The 17,307-nt window shown below is 67.6% G+C and carries 10 protein-coding genes and 2 rRNA genes; all 12 read left to right on the forward strand.

Features of this window, described 5'->3' with window-relative positions:
• Positions 1–128 precede the first annotated feature (128 nt).
• On the forward strand, positions 129–1,109 hold the full coding sequence (locus tag NLU66_RS08740) for a hypothetical protein (RefSeq protein ID WP_259362504.1): 981 nt from the start codon (positions 129–131) through the stop codon (positions 1,107–1,109).
• A 118-nt stretch (positions 1,110–1,227) separates the two neighbouring features.
• Positions 1,228–2,343, forward strand: coding sequence for an N-acetyl-gamma-glutamyl-phosphate reductase (gene argC, locus NLU66_RS08745; RefSeq protein WP_259362505.1), 1,116 nt, complete (start codon positions 1,228–1,230; stop codon positions 2,341–2,343).
• Positions 2,344–2,405: 62 nt separating this feature from the next.
• Positions 2,406–3,575, forward strand: coding sequence for a bifunctional glutamate N-acetyltransferase/amino-acid acetyltransferase ArgJ (argJ, locus tag NLU66_RS08750; protein WP_259362506.1), 1,170 nt, complete (start codon positions 2,406–2,408; stop codon positions 3,573–3,575).
• A complete protein-coding gene (gene argB, locus NLU66_RS08755; RefSeq protein ID WP_259362507.1) occupies positions 3,572–4,525 on the forward strand; it encodes an acetylglutamate kinase in 954 nt (317 codons plus the stop codon). Before argJ ends, argB begins: the two co-directional genes overlap by 4 nt.
• Positions 4,518–5,774, forward strand: a complete 1,257-nt coding sequence (locus tag NLU66_RS08760) for an acetylornithine transaminase (protein WP_259362508.1) — start codon at positions 4,518–4,520, stop codon at positions 5,772–5,774. Before argB ends, NLU66_RS08760 begins: the two co-directional genes overlap by 8 nt.
• Position 5,775: 1 nt before the next feature.
• On the forward strand, positions 5,776–6,765 hold the full coding sequence (gene argF / locus NLU66_RS08765; RefSeq protein WP_259362509.1) for an ornithine carbamoyltransferase: 990 nt from the start codon (positions 5,776–5,778) through the stop codon (positions 6,763–6,765).
• Positions 6,762–7,304, forward strand: a complete 543-nt coding sequence (locus NLU66_RS08770; protein ID WP_259362510.1) for an arginine repressor — start codon at positions 6,762–6,764, stop codon at positions 7,302–7,304. The genes argF and NLU66_RS08770 overlap by 4 nt, the downstream gene beginning before the upstream one ends.
• A gap of 86 nt (positions 7,305–7,390) precedes the next feature.
• The gene (locus NLU66_RS08775; protein WP_259362511.1) at positions 7,391–8,623 is read left to right on the forward strand and encodes an argininosuccinate synthase; all 1,233 of its coding nucleotides are present in this window, start codon (positions 7,391–7,393) and stop codon (positions 8,621–8,623) included.
• Positions 8,620–10,068 carry an argininosuccinate lyase gene (gene argH / locus NLU66_RS08780; RefSeq protein WP_259362512.1) on the forward strand — a complete coding sequence of 483 codons (1,449 nt, stop codon included), beginning with the start codon at positions 8,620–8,622 and terminating at the stop codon, positions 10,066–10,068. The genes NLU66_RS08775 and argH overlap by 4 nt, the downstream gene beginning before the upstream one ends.
• Before the next feature lie 219 nt (positions 10,069–10,287).
• Positions 10,288–11,556: a tyrosine--tRNA ligase gene (tyrS, locus tag NLU66_RS08785; protein ID WP_259362513.1), complete on the forward strand. Its 1,269-nt coding sequence runs from the start codon at positions 10,288–10,290 to the stop codon at positions 11,554–11,556.
• Between the two features lie 781 nt (positions 11,557–12,337).
• Positions 12,338–13,856: ribosomal RNA gene (locus NLU66_RS08790) — 16S ribosomal RNA — on the forward strand.
• A gap of 354 nt (positions 13,857–14,210) precedes the next feature.
• Positions 14,211–17,274 (forward strand): 23S ribosomal RNA (locus NLU66_RS08795).
• The 16S and 23S rRNA genes sit together here, the layout of an rRNA operon.
• The last annotated feature ends 33 nt before the right edge of the window (positions 17,275–17,307 follow it).

The following is a 17,307-nucleotide window of genomic DNA, read 5'->3' on the forward strand; positions in this document are numbered from 1 at the left end:
TAACTTGATCACCCCGAGCCGCGTTACCCAGTCGTGACCAATCCATGTGAACCGTTTGAGGTTCCAGGTCGCGGCGCCGGAGGGCGCGGCCACCTGTCGCGGGCGCTCGCCCGCGGGACGAGAGGACGATGATGTCTCGCACCACCCCACGCCGCGCGCTGCTCGCCGGCGCCGCCGCCCTCGCGGCGCTCGGAGGAACCGCCGCCACCTCCGCCACCGCCGCCGCTGCGTCACGGTCGGCGGACCGCCCCGCGTCCCGAGCCGGGGCGTCTGCCGCACTCGCCCCGCCCCTCGAGTTCGCCTACTTCCGCACCTGGCACGACTCCGCGACGGACCCCTCGCGCCCGAACTCGATGATCGAGCTGCCCCCGGAGATCGACCTCGCCTTCGTCTTCCCCGACTACACCCCGCCGTCCAGCCCGTTCTGGAGCGCGCTGCGGGACGAGTACGTCCCGTCGCTGCATGCGCAGGGGACGGCGGTGGTGCAGACCGTCGACATCGGTGCCGTCCTGGACCCGGCCTTCCCCGACACCGCCGCGGGGCACCGCGCCAATGCCGAGCACCTCGTCGACACGATCGTCGAGGCGCACGGGGTCGACGGCCTCGACATCGACATGGAGCGCACGCTCACGAGCACGGAGACCGCCCGCGCGATCGGCGTGTTCCGCGAGCTCGCGACCTTCCTCGGGCCCCTGAGCGGCACCGATCGGCTGTTCGTCTACGACACCAATCGTGACGGCACGGTGCCGCTCTTCCGTTCCACGGCCGACTGCTTCGACTATGTCCTCGTGCAGTCCTACGGGCGGTCGCTCTCCTCGCTGCAGGGCACCTGGAACACCTTCGCGCCGTACATCGACCCCGCGCAGTACCTCATCGGGTTCTCCTTCTACGAGGAGAACGACCCGAACGGATGGGACGACACCTCCGAGCCCTTCGAGGGATCACGGGCCGCGGCCTATGCGGACTGGCAGCCCACCGGCGCCACCAAGGGCGGGATCTTCTCCTATGCCGTGGACCGCGACGGGGTGGCGTTCAAGGACAACACCGTCCAGCACACCACGTACGAGTGGAGCAAGGCGCTCAAGCACCGGATGCTCGGCGACGGCTGAGGCCGGCTCCCCGCGAGCACGAGGGTCGCCCGGGACAGCAGTCCGGGGCGGCCCTTCGTGCGCGCGATCACCCGGCCCTGGTTGGGAGAACATGCAGTGGTGTGTATACAATTGCCTCATGTCTGCCGAGCCCGCTCCCGCCGCCGCCCCGACCTCCGCCGCCCCGGCGGGCCGTCGCCTGCGCGCCGCGATCGTCGGCGCCTCCGGTTACGCGGGCGGTGAGGCCCTGCGCCTGCTCTCCCAGCACCCGCTCGTCGAGGTCGCCACGCTCACTGCGCACTCGAGCGCGGGCCGGCACCTCTCCGAGGTCGCGCCCCATGTCGACCTCGGCGCCGACCTCGTGCTCCAGGAGACCACGGTCGAGGTCCTGCGCGGCCACGACGTCGTCGTCCTCGCGCTGCCCCACGGCGAGTCCGGCCGGATCAGCGCCGAGCTGCGCGCCGAGGACCCGGACGTGCTCGTCCTCGACCTCGGCGCGGACCACCGCCTCGAGAGCGCCGAGGACTGGGCGGAGTACTACGGCACCGAGCACGCGGGCACCTGGACCTACGGCATGCCCGAGCTCCCGCTCGCCACCGGCCCGAGCCAGCGCGAGCTGCTCGCCGGCGCGCGCGAGATCGCCGTCCCCGGCTGCAACGCGACCGCCGTCTCCCTCGCCCTCGCCCCGCTCGTGCGCGCCGGGCTCGTGGACGCCACCGCACTCTCCGCGGTCCTGCCCGTCGGCTACTCCGGCGCCGGGCGCAGTCCCAAGCAGCACCTCCTGCTCACGGAGGCCGGCGGCGGTGCCCGGCCCTACGGCGTGGGCGGCACGCACCGCCACATCCCGGAGATCCTCCAGAACCTGCGCCGCGCCGCGGGGGAGGACCCGTCCCGGCGCCTCACCTTCACCCCCGTGCTCGTGCCCTTCAGCCGCGGCATCCTCGCCGTGTGCACCGCCCCGGTCGCCGCGGGGACGACGACGCCGGACCTGCTCGCCGCCCTCGACGCCGACTACGGCTCCGAGCACTTCGTGACCGTGCTGCCCGAGGGCGTCGTCCCCGCGACCCAGGAGGTCGTCGGTGCGAACACCCTGCGCGTGGGCGCCGCGGTGGACCGCCGCAGCGGCCAGGCCACCGTCATCGCCGCGATCGACAACCTCGTCAAGGGCACCGCCGGCGCGGCGATCCAGTCGATGAACCTCGCCCTCGGCCTGCCCGAGACGACGGGCCTCACCCGCACCGCGCTCGCCCCCTGATCCTGCCGGCCCCCGGGCCCGCCGATCCCGAACCACCGCTCCACCCCGCGAAGGACCACATCGTGTCGATCACCCGCCCCCAGGGATTCCGCGCCGCCGGCCTCGCCGCCGGCATCAAGGCCAACGGCAGGCGCGACCTCGCGCTCGTCGTGAACGACGGCCCGCGCGACACCGCCGCCGCCGTGTTCACGAGCAACCGCGTGCAGGCCGCGCCCGTGCTGTGGTCCCGCCAGGCCGTCGCGGACGGCCGTGCCCGCGCGGTGGTCCTCAACTCCGGCGGCGCGAACGCGTGCACCGGCCCCGAGGGCTTCGCGGACACCCACCGCACCGCGGAGCACCTCGCGGGCGTCCTCGGCGTCTCCGCGCAGGACGTCCTCGTCTGCTCCACCGGGCTGATCGGCGAGCGCCTGCCCATGGAGCCGCTGCTCGCCGGGGCCGGCGCCGCCGTCGACGCGCTCGACGCCGGCGAGCAGGCGGACGCCGCCGCCGCGCAGGCGATCATGACCACCGACACCGTCCCCAAGACCGCCGAGGTCGTGCTGCCCTCGGGTGTCGTCGTCGGCGGCATCGCCAAGGGCGCGGGCATGCTCGCCCCGCAGCTCGCGACCATGCTCGTCGTGCTCACCACCGATGCGGACGTCGACGCGGCCACCGCCCAGGAGGCGCTCGCCGCGGCGACCCGCACCACCTTCGACCGGGTCGACTCCGACGCCTGCATGTCCACGAACGACACCGTCATCCTGCTGGCCTCCGGGGCGAGCGGCACGGCGGTGGACGCGGCGGAGCTCGGCGAGGCCGTGCGCGCCGTGAGCGCCGACCTCGCCCGCCAGCTCGTCGCCGACGCCGAGGGCGCGAGCCACGACGTGCACGTCGTGGTCCGCTCCGCGAGCAGCGAGGACGCCGCGCTCGCCGTGGCCCGCGAGATCGCCCGCTCGAGCCTCGTGAAGACCGCGATCTTCGGCAACGACCCCAACTGGGGCCGCATCGTCTCCGCCGCCGGCTGCGTGCCCGAGTCGGTCGCCCCCTTCGACGTCGCGGACCTCTCCGTCACCGTCAACGGCGTCGAGGTGTGCCGCGGCGGGGGAGCCCACCGCGACCGCTCCGAGGTGGACATGACCCCGCGGGAGACCGTCATCGAGGTGGACCTCGGGGCGGGCGCCGCGGAGGCGGACATCTGGACCAACGACCTCACCCATGCCTACGTCGAAGAGAACAGCGCGTACTCCTCATGAGCAGCACCACCGCATCGACGGGCAAGAACCCCCTCGCGGAGCTGACCCCCGCGCAGGAGGGCGCCCGCGCCAAGTCCGAGATCCTCATCGAGGCGCTGCCCTGGATGCAGCGCTTCGCGGGGAAGATCGTCGTCGTCAAGTACGGCGGCAACGCGATGATCGACGAGGAGCTGCGTCGCGCCTTCGCGGCGGACGTCGTCTTCATGCGCCAGGCCGGCATCCACGTGGTCGTCGTGCACGGCGGCGGCCCCCAGATCAACGCCATGCTGCAGCGCGTCGGGATCGACTCGGAGTTCCGGGCCGGTCTGCGCGTGACCGACGACGAGACCATGGACGTGGTCCGCATGGTCCTCGTCGGCAAGGTCGGCCGGGAGCTCGTGGGCCTCATCAACGGCCACGGCCCCTCCGCGATCGGCATGTCCGGGGAGGACGCCCGGCTCTTCTCCGCCGTCCGCCGCGGAGCCGTCGTCGACGGGGAGGAGGTGGACCTGGGCCACGTCGGCGCGGTGACGCAGGTGCGCCCCGAGTCGATCCAGGACCTCCTGGACGCCGGGAGGATCCCGGTGGTCTCCTCGATCGCCCCGGAGATCGACGAGGACGGCGAGCCGACGGGCGCCGTGCTCAACATCAACGCCGACCTCGCCGCGGCCGCGCTCGCCGCGGGCCTCGACGCCGAGAAGCTCGTGGTCCTCACCGACGTCGAGGGCCTGTACCGGGACTGGCCGGACCGCGACTCCCTCATCCCGGAGATCGCCGCGAGCGAGCTGAAGGGCATGCTGCCCACGCTCACCGCGGGCATGATCCCCAAGGCGGAGTCGCTGCTGGACGCCGTGGACGCCGGTGTGCGCACGGCCGCGATGATCGACGGCAGGATCGCCCACGCGCTCCTGCTCGAGGTGTTCACCGACAAGGGCGTGGGCACGATGGTGAGGAGGGACGACTATGTCTGAGCAGAGCACAGCCACCGGCGCCGAGGAGCTCGCGCAGCGCTACTCCCGGTCCCTGATCGGCGTCTTCGGCGCTCCGCAGCGCGTGCTCGTGCGCGGTGAGGGCGTGCACGTCTGGGACGCGGACGGCACGTGCTACCTCGACCTCCTCGGCGGCATCGCCGTGAACGCCCTGGGCCACGCGCATCCGGACGTCGTCGCGGCGCTCGGCAAGCAGGCGGAGACCCTGGGTCACGTCTCGAACTTCTTCGCCACGCCCACCCAGATCGAGCTCGCGGAGCGGCTGCTGCAGCTCGCGCAGGCGCCGGAGGGCTCCGGGGTGTTCTTCACGAACTCCGGCACCGAGTCCAACGAGGCCGCCTTCAAGATCGCCCGCCGCACCGGCCGGCCGCGCATCATCGCCCTCGAGCGCTCCTTCCACGGGCGGACGATGGGCGCCCTCGCCCTCACCCACAAGGAGGCCTACCGCGCCCCCTTCGAGCCGCTGCCCGGCGGCGTCGAGTTCCTCCCCGCGGAGGACCTCCCGGCGCTCGAGGCCGCGCTCGCCACCGGGGACGTGGCCGCCGTCGTGCTCGAGCCGATCCAGGGCGAGGCCGGCGTCATCCCGCTCACCGAGGTGTACCTGCGCGGGGTCCGGGAGCTCACCGCCGCCCACGGCACGCTCATGATCCTCGACGAGGTCCAGACGGGGATCGGCCGCACGGGGGAGTGGTTCGCCCACCAGCGCTTCGAGGGCATCGTCCCGGACGTCATGACCCTCGCCAAGGGCCTCGGCGGCGGGTTCCCGATCGGCGCCGTGGTCACCTTCGGCGAGCACGCCAGCACGCTGCTGTCCCCGGGCCAGCACGGCACGACCTTCGGCGGGAACCCGCTCGGCGCGGCCGTCTCCCTGGCCGTCCTCGGCACCCTCGCCGAGGAGGACCTCCTGACCGCCGCGCGCACCCTCGGGGCGCAGATCACCGCCGAGGTCGCGGAGCTCGCCGCCCGGGACCCCCGCGTCGAGGGCAGCCGCGGCGCCGGGCTGCTGCAGGGCATCGCGCTCGCCGCCCCGATCGCTCCGCAGGTGGTGACCGCCGCCCTCGAGGCCGGCTTCATCGTCAACGCCGCGAACCCCTCCACCATCCGCCTCGCCCCGCCGCTCGTCGTCACCGGCGAGCAGCTGACGAGCTTCCTCACGGCGCTGCCCGCGCTGCTGGACCGCGCCGAGCAGCTCGCCGCGGGCACCGACTCCACCCCCGAGAAGAGGTCCTGACATGCCCCGTCACTTCCTGCGCGACGACGACCTGGCCCCGCACGAGCAGAAGGAGGTCCTCGCCCTCGCCCTCGAGCTGACCGCGGACCGCTTCGCGCGCCGGCCCTTCGAGGGACCGCGCACCGTCGCCGTCCTCTTCGACAAGTCCTCCACCCGCACCCGGGTCTCCTTCGCGACGGGCGTCGCGGAGCTCGGCGGCAGCCCGCTCGTCATGGAGGCGGGCTCCAGCCAGCTGGGCCGCGGCGAGTCGATCGCGGACACCACCCGCGTGCTCACCCGCATGGTCTCCACGATCGTGTGGCGCACCTTCGGGCAGGACCGGATCCGCGAGATGGCGGCGCACTCCACGGTGCCCGTGATCAACGCGCTCACGGACGAGTTCCACCCGTGCCAGATCCTCGCGGACCTCGTGACGATCGCCCAGCACACCGGCGGGCTCTCGGGCCTCGACGAGCCCGCGCTCGCCGGCCGCTCCCTCGCGTACCTCGGCGACGGGGCGAACAACATGGCCCACTCCTACCTGCTGGGCGGCGTGACCGCCGGCATGGACGTGCGCATCGCGGCTCCCGCGACCCACCTGCCCGACGGCGCGATCGTGCGCCGGGCCGAGGAGATCGCCGCCCGCACGGGCGGCGCGGTCACCGTGACCGACGACCCCGAGGCCGCCGTGCGCGGCGCGAGCGCCGTCGTCACCGACACCTGGGTGTCCATGGGGCAGGAGGGCGAGGCCGGCCGCGGCGAGGAGACCTTCCACCGCTACCAGGTCACCGAGCACCTCATGGACCTCTCGGGCGGGGTCTTCCTGCACTGCCTGCCCGCGTACCGGGGCAAGGAGGTCGCCGCCTCGGTGATCGACGGGCCCCGCAGCGTCGTCTGGGACGAGGCGGAGAACCGTCTCCACGCCCAGAAGGCGCTCATGACCTGGCTCGTCGAGCACCCGGACGCGCAGAGCGCCGAGCACGCCCTGCCCCGACGATCGAGCCGTCCGTGACGGAGACCCGGCGCGGCCTCGCGCAGACCAAGACCTCCCGCCAGCAGCGGATCGCCTGGATCCTCACCCGGCAGGAGGTGGGCTCGCAGTCCCGCCTGGCGGAGCTCCTGGCGGACGAGGGGATCGAGGTCACCCAGGCCACCCTCTCGCGGGACCTCGTGGAGCTGCAGGCGGAGAAGGTCCGCGGCTCCTCGGGCAGCCTCGTGTACCGCACCCCTCCCGAGGGGGCGCTGCTCCGGCCCGCCGGCACCACCGGCGAGTCGGAGGTCCTCGAGGCGCGGCTGCCGCGGCTCGCGGAGGGCCTGCTCGTCTCCGCCGAGGCGAGCGCGAACCTCGTGGTCGTGCGCACCCCGCCGGGGGCCGCGCAGTATCTCGCCTCCGCCCTGGACCGTTCGGTGATGCCGGATGTCCTCGGTACGATCGCAGGGGACGACACGGTGCTGCTGATCTCGCGCGATCCCCTCGGCGGGGAGCGCCTCGCGGCGCGGCTGCTCGAGCTCGCGGACGGCCGCGTCGGCGCCGAGGATCCCGCCCCCTGACCAGGTCGCCCGCCCTGCCCCGCGGGCACCCGTGACACGACATGCATGACCAGAACGACCGGAACCACCTCCAAGGAGCATCACCCGTGACCGAAAAGATCGTCCTCGCCTACTCCGGCGGCCTCGACACCTCCGTCGCCATCGGCTGGATCCACGACGCCACCGGCGCCGACGTCATCGCCTGCGCGGTGGACGTGGGCCAGGGCGGCGAGGATCTCGAGGTCATCCGTCAGCGCGCGCTGGACTGCGGCGCCGTCGAGGCGTACGTGGCCGACGCCCGCGACGAGTTCGCGGAGGAGTACTGCATGCCGGCCCTCAAGGCGAACTCCCTCTACATGGACGCCTACCCGAACGTCTCGGCGATCTCCCGCCCAGTCATCACGAAGCACCTCGTGAAGGCCGCGAAGAAGTTCGGCGCGACCACCGTCGCCCACGGCTGCACCGGCAAGGGCAACGACCAGGTGCGCTTCGAGGTCTCGATCACCTCCCTCGCCCCCGAGCTCAAGTGCATCGCCCCCGTCCGCGACCTCGCCCTGACCCGCGACCGCGCGATCGAGTACGCCGAGCGCAAGGGCCTGCCCATCGCGACGACGAAGCACAACCCCTTCTCGATCGACCAGAACGTGTGGGGGCGCGCCATCGAGACCGGCTTCCTCGAGGACATCTGGAACGAGCCCACGAAGGACGTCTACAACTACACCGACGACCCGGCCTTCCCGCCGGTCGCGGACGAGGTCGTCATCTCCTTCGAGCGCGGCGTGCCGGTCGCGATCGACGGCCGGAAGGTCACCCCGCTCGAGGCGATCCAGGAGATGAACCGCCGGGCGGGCGCTCAGGGCATCGGCCGGATCGACATCGTCGAGGACCGCCTCGTGGGCATCAAGTCCCGTGAGGTGTACGAGGCCCCCGGCGCGATGGCCCTGATCACCGCGCACCAGGAGCTCGAGCGCGTGACCCTCGAGCGCGAGCAGGCCCGCTTCAAGCGCCAGGTGGGCGACCGCTGGACCGAGATGGTCTACGACGGCCAGTGGTTCTCCCCGCTGAAGAAGTCCCTGGACGCCTTCATCGAGGACACCCAGCGCTACGTGAACGGTGATATCCGCATGACGCTCCACGGCGGCCGCGCGACCGTCACCGGTCGTCGCAGCGAGACGGGCCTGTACGACTTCAACCTCGCGACCTACGACGAGGGCGACACCTTCGACCAGGCCAGCGCCCGCGGCTTCATCGACATCTACGGCCTCGCCGCGAAGCAGGCCGCGGCGCGCGACGTGGCCCTCGGCAACGGCGAGGACCTCAGCACCGAGGACGCGAAGTGACGTCGGCCCCCTCCTCCGACCCCGCCGGCACCCCGGGCAGCTCGGCGGCCCTCTGGGGCGGCCGCTTCGGCTCGGGGCCGGCGGCGGCGCTCGCCGCGCTCTCGAAGTCCACGCACTTCGACTGGCGGCTCGCCCAGTACGACCTGCGCGGCTCGAAGGCGCACGCGAACGTGCTGCACGCGGCCGGGCTGCTCTCCGAGGACGAGCTGAGCCGCATGCAGGAGGCGCTCGACGTGCTCGCGGCCGACGTCGCCTCGGGGGCGTTCGCCGCCGCGGAGGACGACGAGGACGTGCACACGGCTCTCGAGCGCGGCCTCATCGAGCGTGCGGGGACCGAGCTGGGCGGCAAGCTGCGCGCGGGCCGCTCGCGCAACGACCAGATCGCGACCCTCATCCGCCTGTTCATCCGTGACCAGGCGCGCGCGGTGGGGGACCGGGTGCTGGACCTCGTGGAGGTGCTCCTCGAGCGCGCCCGCGAGGTGCACGGCGTCCCCATGCCGGGGCGCACGCACCTCCAGCACGCGCAGCCGCTGCTGCTGAGCCACCACCTGCTCGCCCATGCCTGGCCGCTGCTGCGCGACGTGCAGCGCCTGCGGGACCTCGACGCGCGCACGGCCGTGTCCCCGTACGGCTCGGGCGCGCTCGCCGGCTCGAGCCTGGGGCTGGACCCGCAGGCCGTGGCCGCGGAGCTCGGCTTCGCGGACTCGGTGTGGAACTCGATCGACGGGACCGCCTCGCGGGACCTGACGGCGGAGTTCTCCTTCGTCCTCGCGATGATCGGCATCGATCTCTCGCGCCTCGCGGAGGAGGTCATCCTGTGGAACACGAAGGAGTTCTCCTTCATCACGCTGGACGACTCCTTCTCCACCGGCTCCTCGATCATGCCGCAGAAGAAGAACCCGGACATCGCGGAGCTCGCCCGCGGCAAGGCGGGGCGCATCGTGGGCGACCACGTGGGTCTGCTGACCACGCTCAAGGCGCTGCCGCTCGCGTACAACCGCGACCTGCAGGAGGACAAGGAGCCGGTCTTCGACCAGGTGGACTCCCTGGATCTCGTGCTGCCGGCGTTCACGGGGATGATGGCGACGCTCGTGTTCCACACGGAGCGCATGGCGGAGCTCGCCCCGCAGGGCTTCTCCCTCGCGACGGACATCGCGGACCATCTCGTGCGCGCCGGGGTGCCGTTCCGCTCGGCGCACGAGATCTCCGGTGCCTGCGTGAAGGCAGCGGAGGAGCAGGGCAAGGAGCTCTGGGACCTCACCGATGCCGAGCTCACGGGGATCTCCGAGCACCTGGACCCCTCGGTGCGGGAGGTGCTCTCCGTGGAGGGCTCGATCGCCTCGCGCGATGCGAAGGGCGGCACCGCCCCGGTGCGCGTGGCCGAGCAGGGCGACGCCGTCGAGGCGTCGCTCGGGGAGCTGCGCAGCTTCACCCGGGACCGCTGAGCGGCGCGGTCGCGTCCCGCTGACGCACCGCCGTCCCACCGCCGACGGGCGTCGACCTCCGGGTCGGCGCCCGTCGGCCGTCCTCCCTCTGCTCCTCGGCGTCGCCCTCCCCGCGACGCCGCCCGCGAAATGCCGTCGCGCCCCGGTCCAGGCCTGGGGGACAATGGGCCGAGGCGCCCGATCGGGCGCCGACAGCATCCGTGGAGAGGAACCTGATCGATGCAGACCGTCCTGGACGACCTCGACTGGCGAGGACTCGTCGTGCAGACCACCGGGCGCGAGGCGCTCGGCAGCGCTCTGGCGGACGGACCGATCAGTTTCTATTGCGGCTTCGACCCGACCGCCGCCTCCCTGCACGTCGGTCACCTGACCCAGGTGCTCACGATGCGCCGCTTCCAGCTCGCGGGCCATCGGCCCTTCGCCCTCGTGGGCGGGGCGACGGGGCTGATCGGCGATCCGCGGATGTCCGGGGAGCGTGTGCTGAACGACGAGTCGGTCGTCGCCGGCTGGGTGGAGTCGCTGCGCGGGCAGATCTCCCGCTTCCTCGACCTCGGGGGGGAGTTCGGCGTGCAGATGGTCAACAACCTCGACTGGATCGGGGAGATGAGCGCCCTGCAGTTCCTGCGGGACATCGGCAAGCACTACCGCATGGGCACGATGCTCGCGAAGGAGACGGTCGCGCGCCGGCTCGCGAGCGACGAGGGCATCAGCTACACGGAGTTCAGCTACCAGGTGCTCCAGGGCACCGACTACCTCGAGCTGCACCGCCGCCACGGCGTCACCCTGCAGTACGGGGGGAACGACCAGTGGGGGAACCTGCTCTCGGGCGTGGACCTCATCCACAAGGTCGAGGGCCATGACGCCCACGCGATGACCACCCCGCTCGTCACCAAGGCGGACGGCACCAAGTTCGGCAAGAGCGAGGGCGGGGCGATCTGGCTGGACGCGGAGCTCACGAGCCCGTATGCCTTCCACCAGTTCTGGCTGAACGCGGCGGACGCCGATGTCATGAATTACCTGCGGTTCTTCACGTTCCGTGAGCGGGAGGAGCTCGCCGAGCTCGAGCAGGCCACGCTCGAGGCACCGCATCGTCGGGCGGCGCAGAAGCTCCTCGCCCAGGACATGACGACCCTCGTGCACGGGCAGGGGGCGACGGATCAGGCCGAGGCCGCCGCAGCCGTCCTGTTCGGCAAGGGGGACGTGCGCTCCCTGGACGAGCCGACGGTCCGCGCGATCGCCGGCGAGCTGCCCGGCGCCGAGCTCACGGGTCACACGCCGCTCGTGGACGCGTTCATCGCCGCGGGGATCGTGGACTCCAAGGGGGCCGCGCGACGCGGGGCCGACGAGGGCGGTCTCTCGGTGAACGGCGAGAAGATCGCGGCCGATCAGCTGACCGGCGAGATCGGCGCGCTGTCCCAGCTCCCCGGTGGCCACCTGCTCCTGCGGCGCGGTCGCAAGAGCGCGGCGATGGTGCGCCTCGCCGGCTGATCGCGGTCACCACCTCCCGGACGCCCCCGTCCGCACCCACCGGTGCGGGCGGGGGCGTCCGTCGTCGGTGCGGTGCGGTGCCGGCGGTGCGCCGAGCGGGGGAGAACATCCTCGGAACCGCGCCCGACGAGAGGGACGGCTCCGCGAATAGCACGACGACGCACCCGCCCGCACTTTTTGTCGCCCCGACGTGAGGCCACTCTCAAGGCTAGGTCACATCCACGTGAGCAAGGGGTGACGCTGAGCCAAGAATGCCGTGCTGACCTGCATGAATGACTCCGCGCACGGGTGAATCTGGGGTGAACGACGCGGTTTGACGCCCTGCTCCGGTGCCCGTAATGTTTTGTCTTGTCAGCGCGACGGACGCCGAGACGGACGGACCGCCCCCGAGAGGGAGGAGGGACGGACGAGGAGGCCGACGGCGCACGGACCTGATCCTCTCGAGGATTGGCCGCACGGAGCGGGACGCGGACGGATCGCAGCGCGATCAGGAAGTGACCCGGACCACGCGGGTCGGAGTTGCGAAGGCCCCGAGGAACTGCTAGAGTAGTGACTCGCGCCGTAACGACGACGAGACAGAGTCGCCGAACGGTTCATCCGGACGGCGCAGCACCTCGAAGTCCCACCGCCAGCGGTGTGGTGACGATGTGTGCGTGTTGCTTGATATCTCAATAGCGTGTCTATTTGTTGATGCCAATATTTGATTGGCAGAATATACGGATGATTAGCAGTTACATGCTGGTTGTTTGTTTTTTTGTCAGGTTTATAGTTTTTCATGTTTTTCATGGAGAGTTTGATCCTGGCTCAGGACGAACGCTGGCGGCGTGCTTAACACATGCAAGTCGAACGATGACGGCCGAGCTTGCTCGGTCTGATTAGTGGCGAACGGGTGAGTAACACGTGAGCAACCTGCCCTTCACTCTGGGATAACCTCGGGAAATCGGGGCTAATACCGGATATGAGCTCCTGTCGCATGGCGGGTGTTGGAAAGTTTTTCGGTGAAGGATGGGCTCGCGGCCTATCAGTTTGTTGGTGAGGTAGTGGCTCACCAAGGCGATGACGGGTAGCCGGCCTGAGAGGGCGACCGGCCACACTGGGACTGAGACACGGCCCAGACTCCTACGGGAGGCAGCAGTGGGGAATATTGCACAATGGGCGAAAGCCTGATGCAGCGACGCCGCGTGAGGGATGACGGCCTTCGGGTTGTAAACCTCTTTCAGCAGGGAAGAAGCGAAAGTGACGGTACCTGCAGAAGAAGCGCCGGCTAACTACGTGCCAGCAGCCGCGGTAATACGTAGGGCGCAAGCGTTGTCCGGAATTATTGGGCGTAAAGAGCTTGTAGGTGGCTTGTCGCGTCTGCCGTGAAAACCCGAGGCTCAACCTCGGGCGTGCGGTGGGTACGGGCAGGCTAGAGTGTGGTAGGGGAGACTGGAACTCCTGGTGTAGCGGTGAAATGCGCAGATATCAGGAAGAACACCGATGGCGAAGGCAGGTCTCTGGGCCATTACTGACACTGAGAAGCGAAAGCATGGGGAGCGAACAGGATTAGATACCCTGGTAGTCCATGCCGTAAACGTTGGGCACTAGATGTGGGGAACATTCCACGTTTTCCGCGTCGTAGCTAACGCATTAAGTGCCCCGCCTGGGGAGTACGGCCGCAAGGCTAAAACTCAAAGGAATTGACGGGGGCCCGCACAAGCGGCGGAGCATGCGGATTAATTCGATGCAACGCGAAGAACCTTACCAAGGCTTGACATGCACCGGACGACTCCAGAGATGGGGTTTTCTTCGGACTGGTGCACAGGTGGTGCATGGTTGTCGTCAGCTCGTGTCGTGAGATGTTGGGTTAAGTCCCGCAACGAGCGCAACCCTCGTTCCATGTTGCCAGCGCGTAATGGCGGGGACTCATGGGAGACTGCCGGGGTCAACTCGGAGGAAGGTGGGGACGACGTCAAATCATCATGCCCCTTATGTCTTGGGCTTCACGCATGCTACAATGGCCGGTACAAAGGGTTGCGAAACTGTGAGGTGGAGCGAATCCCAAAAAGCCGGTCTCAGTTCGGATTGGGGTCTGCAACTCGACCCCATGAAGTCGGAGTCGCTAGTAATCGCAGATCAGCAACGCTGCGGTGAATACGTTCCCGGGCCTTGTACACACCGCCCGTCAAGTCACGAAAGTCGGTAACACCCGAAGCCAGTGGCCCATCCTCGTGAGGGAGCTGTCGAAGGTGGGATCGGTGATTGGGACTAAGTCGTAACAAGGTAGCCGTACCGGAAGGTGCGGCTGGATCACCTCCTTTCTAAGGAGCTACACCAATGATTGGTGGCTGTCTGCTCACCCGCGTGTGGTGAGGATGGTTGCTCAAGGGTGGAACATCAACGAAGAGGCACTTCGCCGGCGGTGACCGGCTCTAGTACGACCCCGAGTGGGTCTGGAACGAGCGGGGGAGTCGTTGGTTTGAGGTGGAGGCACGCTATTGAGTTGTGAGGCTGCACGCAGCCCTGGCACTGGTCTTCGGGTCGGTGTGGGGTGTGTGGCTGGTCCTCCCCTGCATGGTCGGCGCGGTTGCGTTGGTGGTGTGGGTGTGGGGTTGTTTCTTGAGAACTACATAGTGGACGCGAGCATCTTGTAAGCAATTTTAGTGTCTTTGTGTTGCCAAGTCTTAAAGGGCACACGGTGAATGCCTTGGCAAGAGGAGCCGATGAAGGACGTGGGAGTCTGCGAAAAGCCTCGGGAAGGTGACAACCGACCTGTGATCCGAGGATGTCCGAATGGGGAAACCCACCAGGGGTCATGCCCTGGTACCCGCCACTGAATGTATAGGTGGTGTGGAGGGAACGCGGGGAAGTGAAACATCTCAGTACCCGCAGGAAGAGAAAACAAATAGTGATTCCGTGAGTAGTGGCGAGCGAAAGCGGATGAGGCTAAACCGAGCCTGTGTGATACCCGGCAGGGGTTGCAGGTTGGGGGTTGTGGGACGTGCTGGACTGTTCTGCCGGACGGTCGACGTGAATGTGTGATGGTAGTCGAAGTCGTGTTGAGTGCGACGGCGTAGAGGGTGTGACCCCCGTAGACGAAACTGTTGCATGGCGTTGGGCGCTGTTCCCGAGTAGCACCGGACCCGTGAAATCCGGTGTGAATCTGCCAGGACCACCTGGTAAGCCTGAATACTACCTCTTGACCGATAGCGGACAAGTACCGTGAGGGAAAGGTGAAAAGTACCCCGGGAGGGGAGTGAAATAGTACCTGAAACCGTGTGCTTACAATCCGTCGGAGCCTTACGGGGTGACGGCGTGCCTTTTGAAGAATGAGCCTGCGAGTTAGTGGTCGGTGGCGAGGTTAACCCGTGTGGGGTAGCCGTAGCGAAAGCGAGTCTGAACGGGGCGTTCAGTCGCCGGCTCTAGACCCGAAGCGAAGTGATCTATCCATGGGCAGTGTGAAGCGCGGGTAAGACCGCGTGGAGGCGCGAACCCACTTCAGTTGAAAATGGAGGGGATGACCTGTGGATAGGGGTGAAAGGCCAATCAAACTTCGTGATAGCTGGTTCTCCCCGAAATGCATTTAGGTGCAGCGTTGCGTGTTTCGTGCCGGAGGTAGAGCACTGGATAGGCGATGGGCCCCACCGGGTTACTGACCTTAGCCAAACTCCGAATGCCGGTACGTGAGAGCGCAGCAGTGAGACTGTGGGGGATAAGCTTCATAGTCGAGAGGGAAACAGCCCAGAACATCAGCTAAGGCCCCTAAGCGTGTGCTAAGTGGAAAAGGATGTGAAGTTGCTGAGACAACCAGGAGGTTGGCTTAGAAGCAGCCACCCTTGAAAGAGTGCGTAATAGCTCACTGGTCAAGTGATTTTGCGCCGACAATGTAGCGGGGCTCAAGTACACCGCCGAAGCTGTGTCATTCCGGTTCTGCCGGGATGGGTAGGGGAGCGTCGAGCAGCCAGCGAAGCCGCGGGGGAACCCAGTGGTGGAGGCTGTTCGAGTGAGAATGCAGGCATGAGTAGCGAAAGACGGGTGAGAAACCCGTCCGCCGATTGATCAAGGGTTCCAGGGCTAGGTTAATCCGCCCTGGGTTAGTCGGGACCTAAGGCGAGGCCGACAGGCGTAGTCGATGGACATCGGGTTGATATTCCCGAACCGATCGTAGGAGGACCCATACCGAGGCAGTCGATGCTAACCACCCGATCAGTCCTCTTGCCCTTCGGGGTGAGGGATGCTGTGAGGCTGGGAACCAAGGTTGTAGTAGGTCAGCGCGAGGGATGACGCAGAGAGGTAGCTTCCGCGGACTTAATGGAATAGTCCGTCTAAGCGTGCAGCCCGACCCCGGGTAATGCTGGGGTCATCAAGGGTCAGACGTGAAGGGGATCCCGTATGGGCGTAGGTGAGTGATCCTGTACTGCCAAGAAAAGTTCCGGCGTGACGAATACGGTCGCCCGTACCCTAAACCGACTCAGGTGATCAGGTAGAGAATACCAAGGCGTTCGAGAGAATCGTGGTTAAGGAACTCGGCAAAATGCCCCCGTAACTTCGGGAGAAGGGGGGCCTGAAGGGTGAGAGCCCTGAGGGCCGCAGAGACCAGGGAGAAGCGACTGTTTACTAAAAACACAGGTCCGTGCGAAGTCGTAAGACGCAGTATACGGACTGACGCCTGCCCGGTGCTGGAAGGTTAAGAGGACCGGTTAGCTCTTTGGAGCGAAGCTGAGAATTTAAGCCCCAGTAAACGGCGGTGGTAACTATAACCATCCTAAGGTAGCGAAATTCCTTGTCGGGTAAGTTCCGACCTGCACGAATGGCGTAACGACTTCTCCACTGTCTCAACCGCGAACTCGGCGAAATTGCATTACGAGTAAAGATGCTCGTTACGCGCAGCAGGACGGAAAGACCCCGGGACCTTTACTATAGTTTGGTATTGGTGTTCGGAACGGCTTGTGTAGGATAGGTGGGAGACTGGGAAGCATTCACGCTAGTGAGTGTGGAGTCATTGTTGAAATACCACTCTGGTCGTTCTGGATTCCTAACCTCGGTCCGTGATCCGGATCAGGGACAGTGCCTGATGGGTAGTTTAACTGGGGCGGTTGCCTCCCAAAAAGTAACGGAGGCGCTCAAAGGTTCCCTCAGCCTGGTTGGCAATCAGGTGTTGAGTGTAAGTGCACAAGGGAGCTTGACTGCGAGACAGACATGTCGGGCAGGTGCGAAAGCAGGAACTAGTGATCCGGCACCTCATTGTGGAATGGGTGTCGCTCAACGGATAAAAGGTACCCCGGGGATAACAGGCTGATCTTGCCCAAGAGCTCATATCGACGGCATGGTTTGGCACCTCGATGTCGGCTCGTCGCATCCTGGGGCTGGAGTTGGTCCCAAGGGTTAGGCTGTTCGCCTATTAAAGCGGTACGCGAGCTGGGTTTAGAACGTCGTGAGACAGTTCGGTCCCTATCCGCTGCGCGCGTTGGATATTTGAGAAGACCTGTCCCTAGTACGAGAGGACCGGGATGGACTGACCTCTGGTGTGCCAGTTGTTCTGCCAAGGGCATGGCTGGTTGGCTACGTCGGGAAGGGATAACCGCTGAAAGCATCTAAGCGGGAAGCCTGCTTCAAGATGAGATATCCGTGCCCCTTGTGGGTGAGAGGCCCCCAGTAGATGACTGGGTTGATAGGCCAGATGTGGAAGCACAGCAATGTGTGGAGCTGACTGGTACTAATGGCCGATGACTTATCAACATCAAAGTTTTTGTTTGCTGGTGTTCGCGTCCA

Origin of the sequence: Brachybacterium sp. NBEC-018 (genome assembly GCF_024860185.1) — a bacterium.
In the GTDB taxonomy this organism is placed as follows: domain Bacteria; phylum Actinomycetota; class Actinomycetes; order Actinomycetales; family Dermabacteraceae; genus Brachybacterium; species Brachybacterium rhamnosum.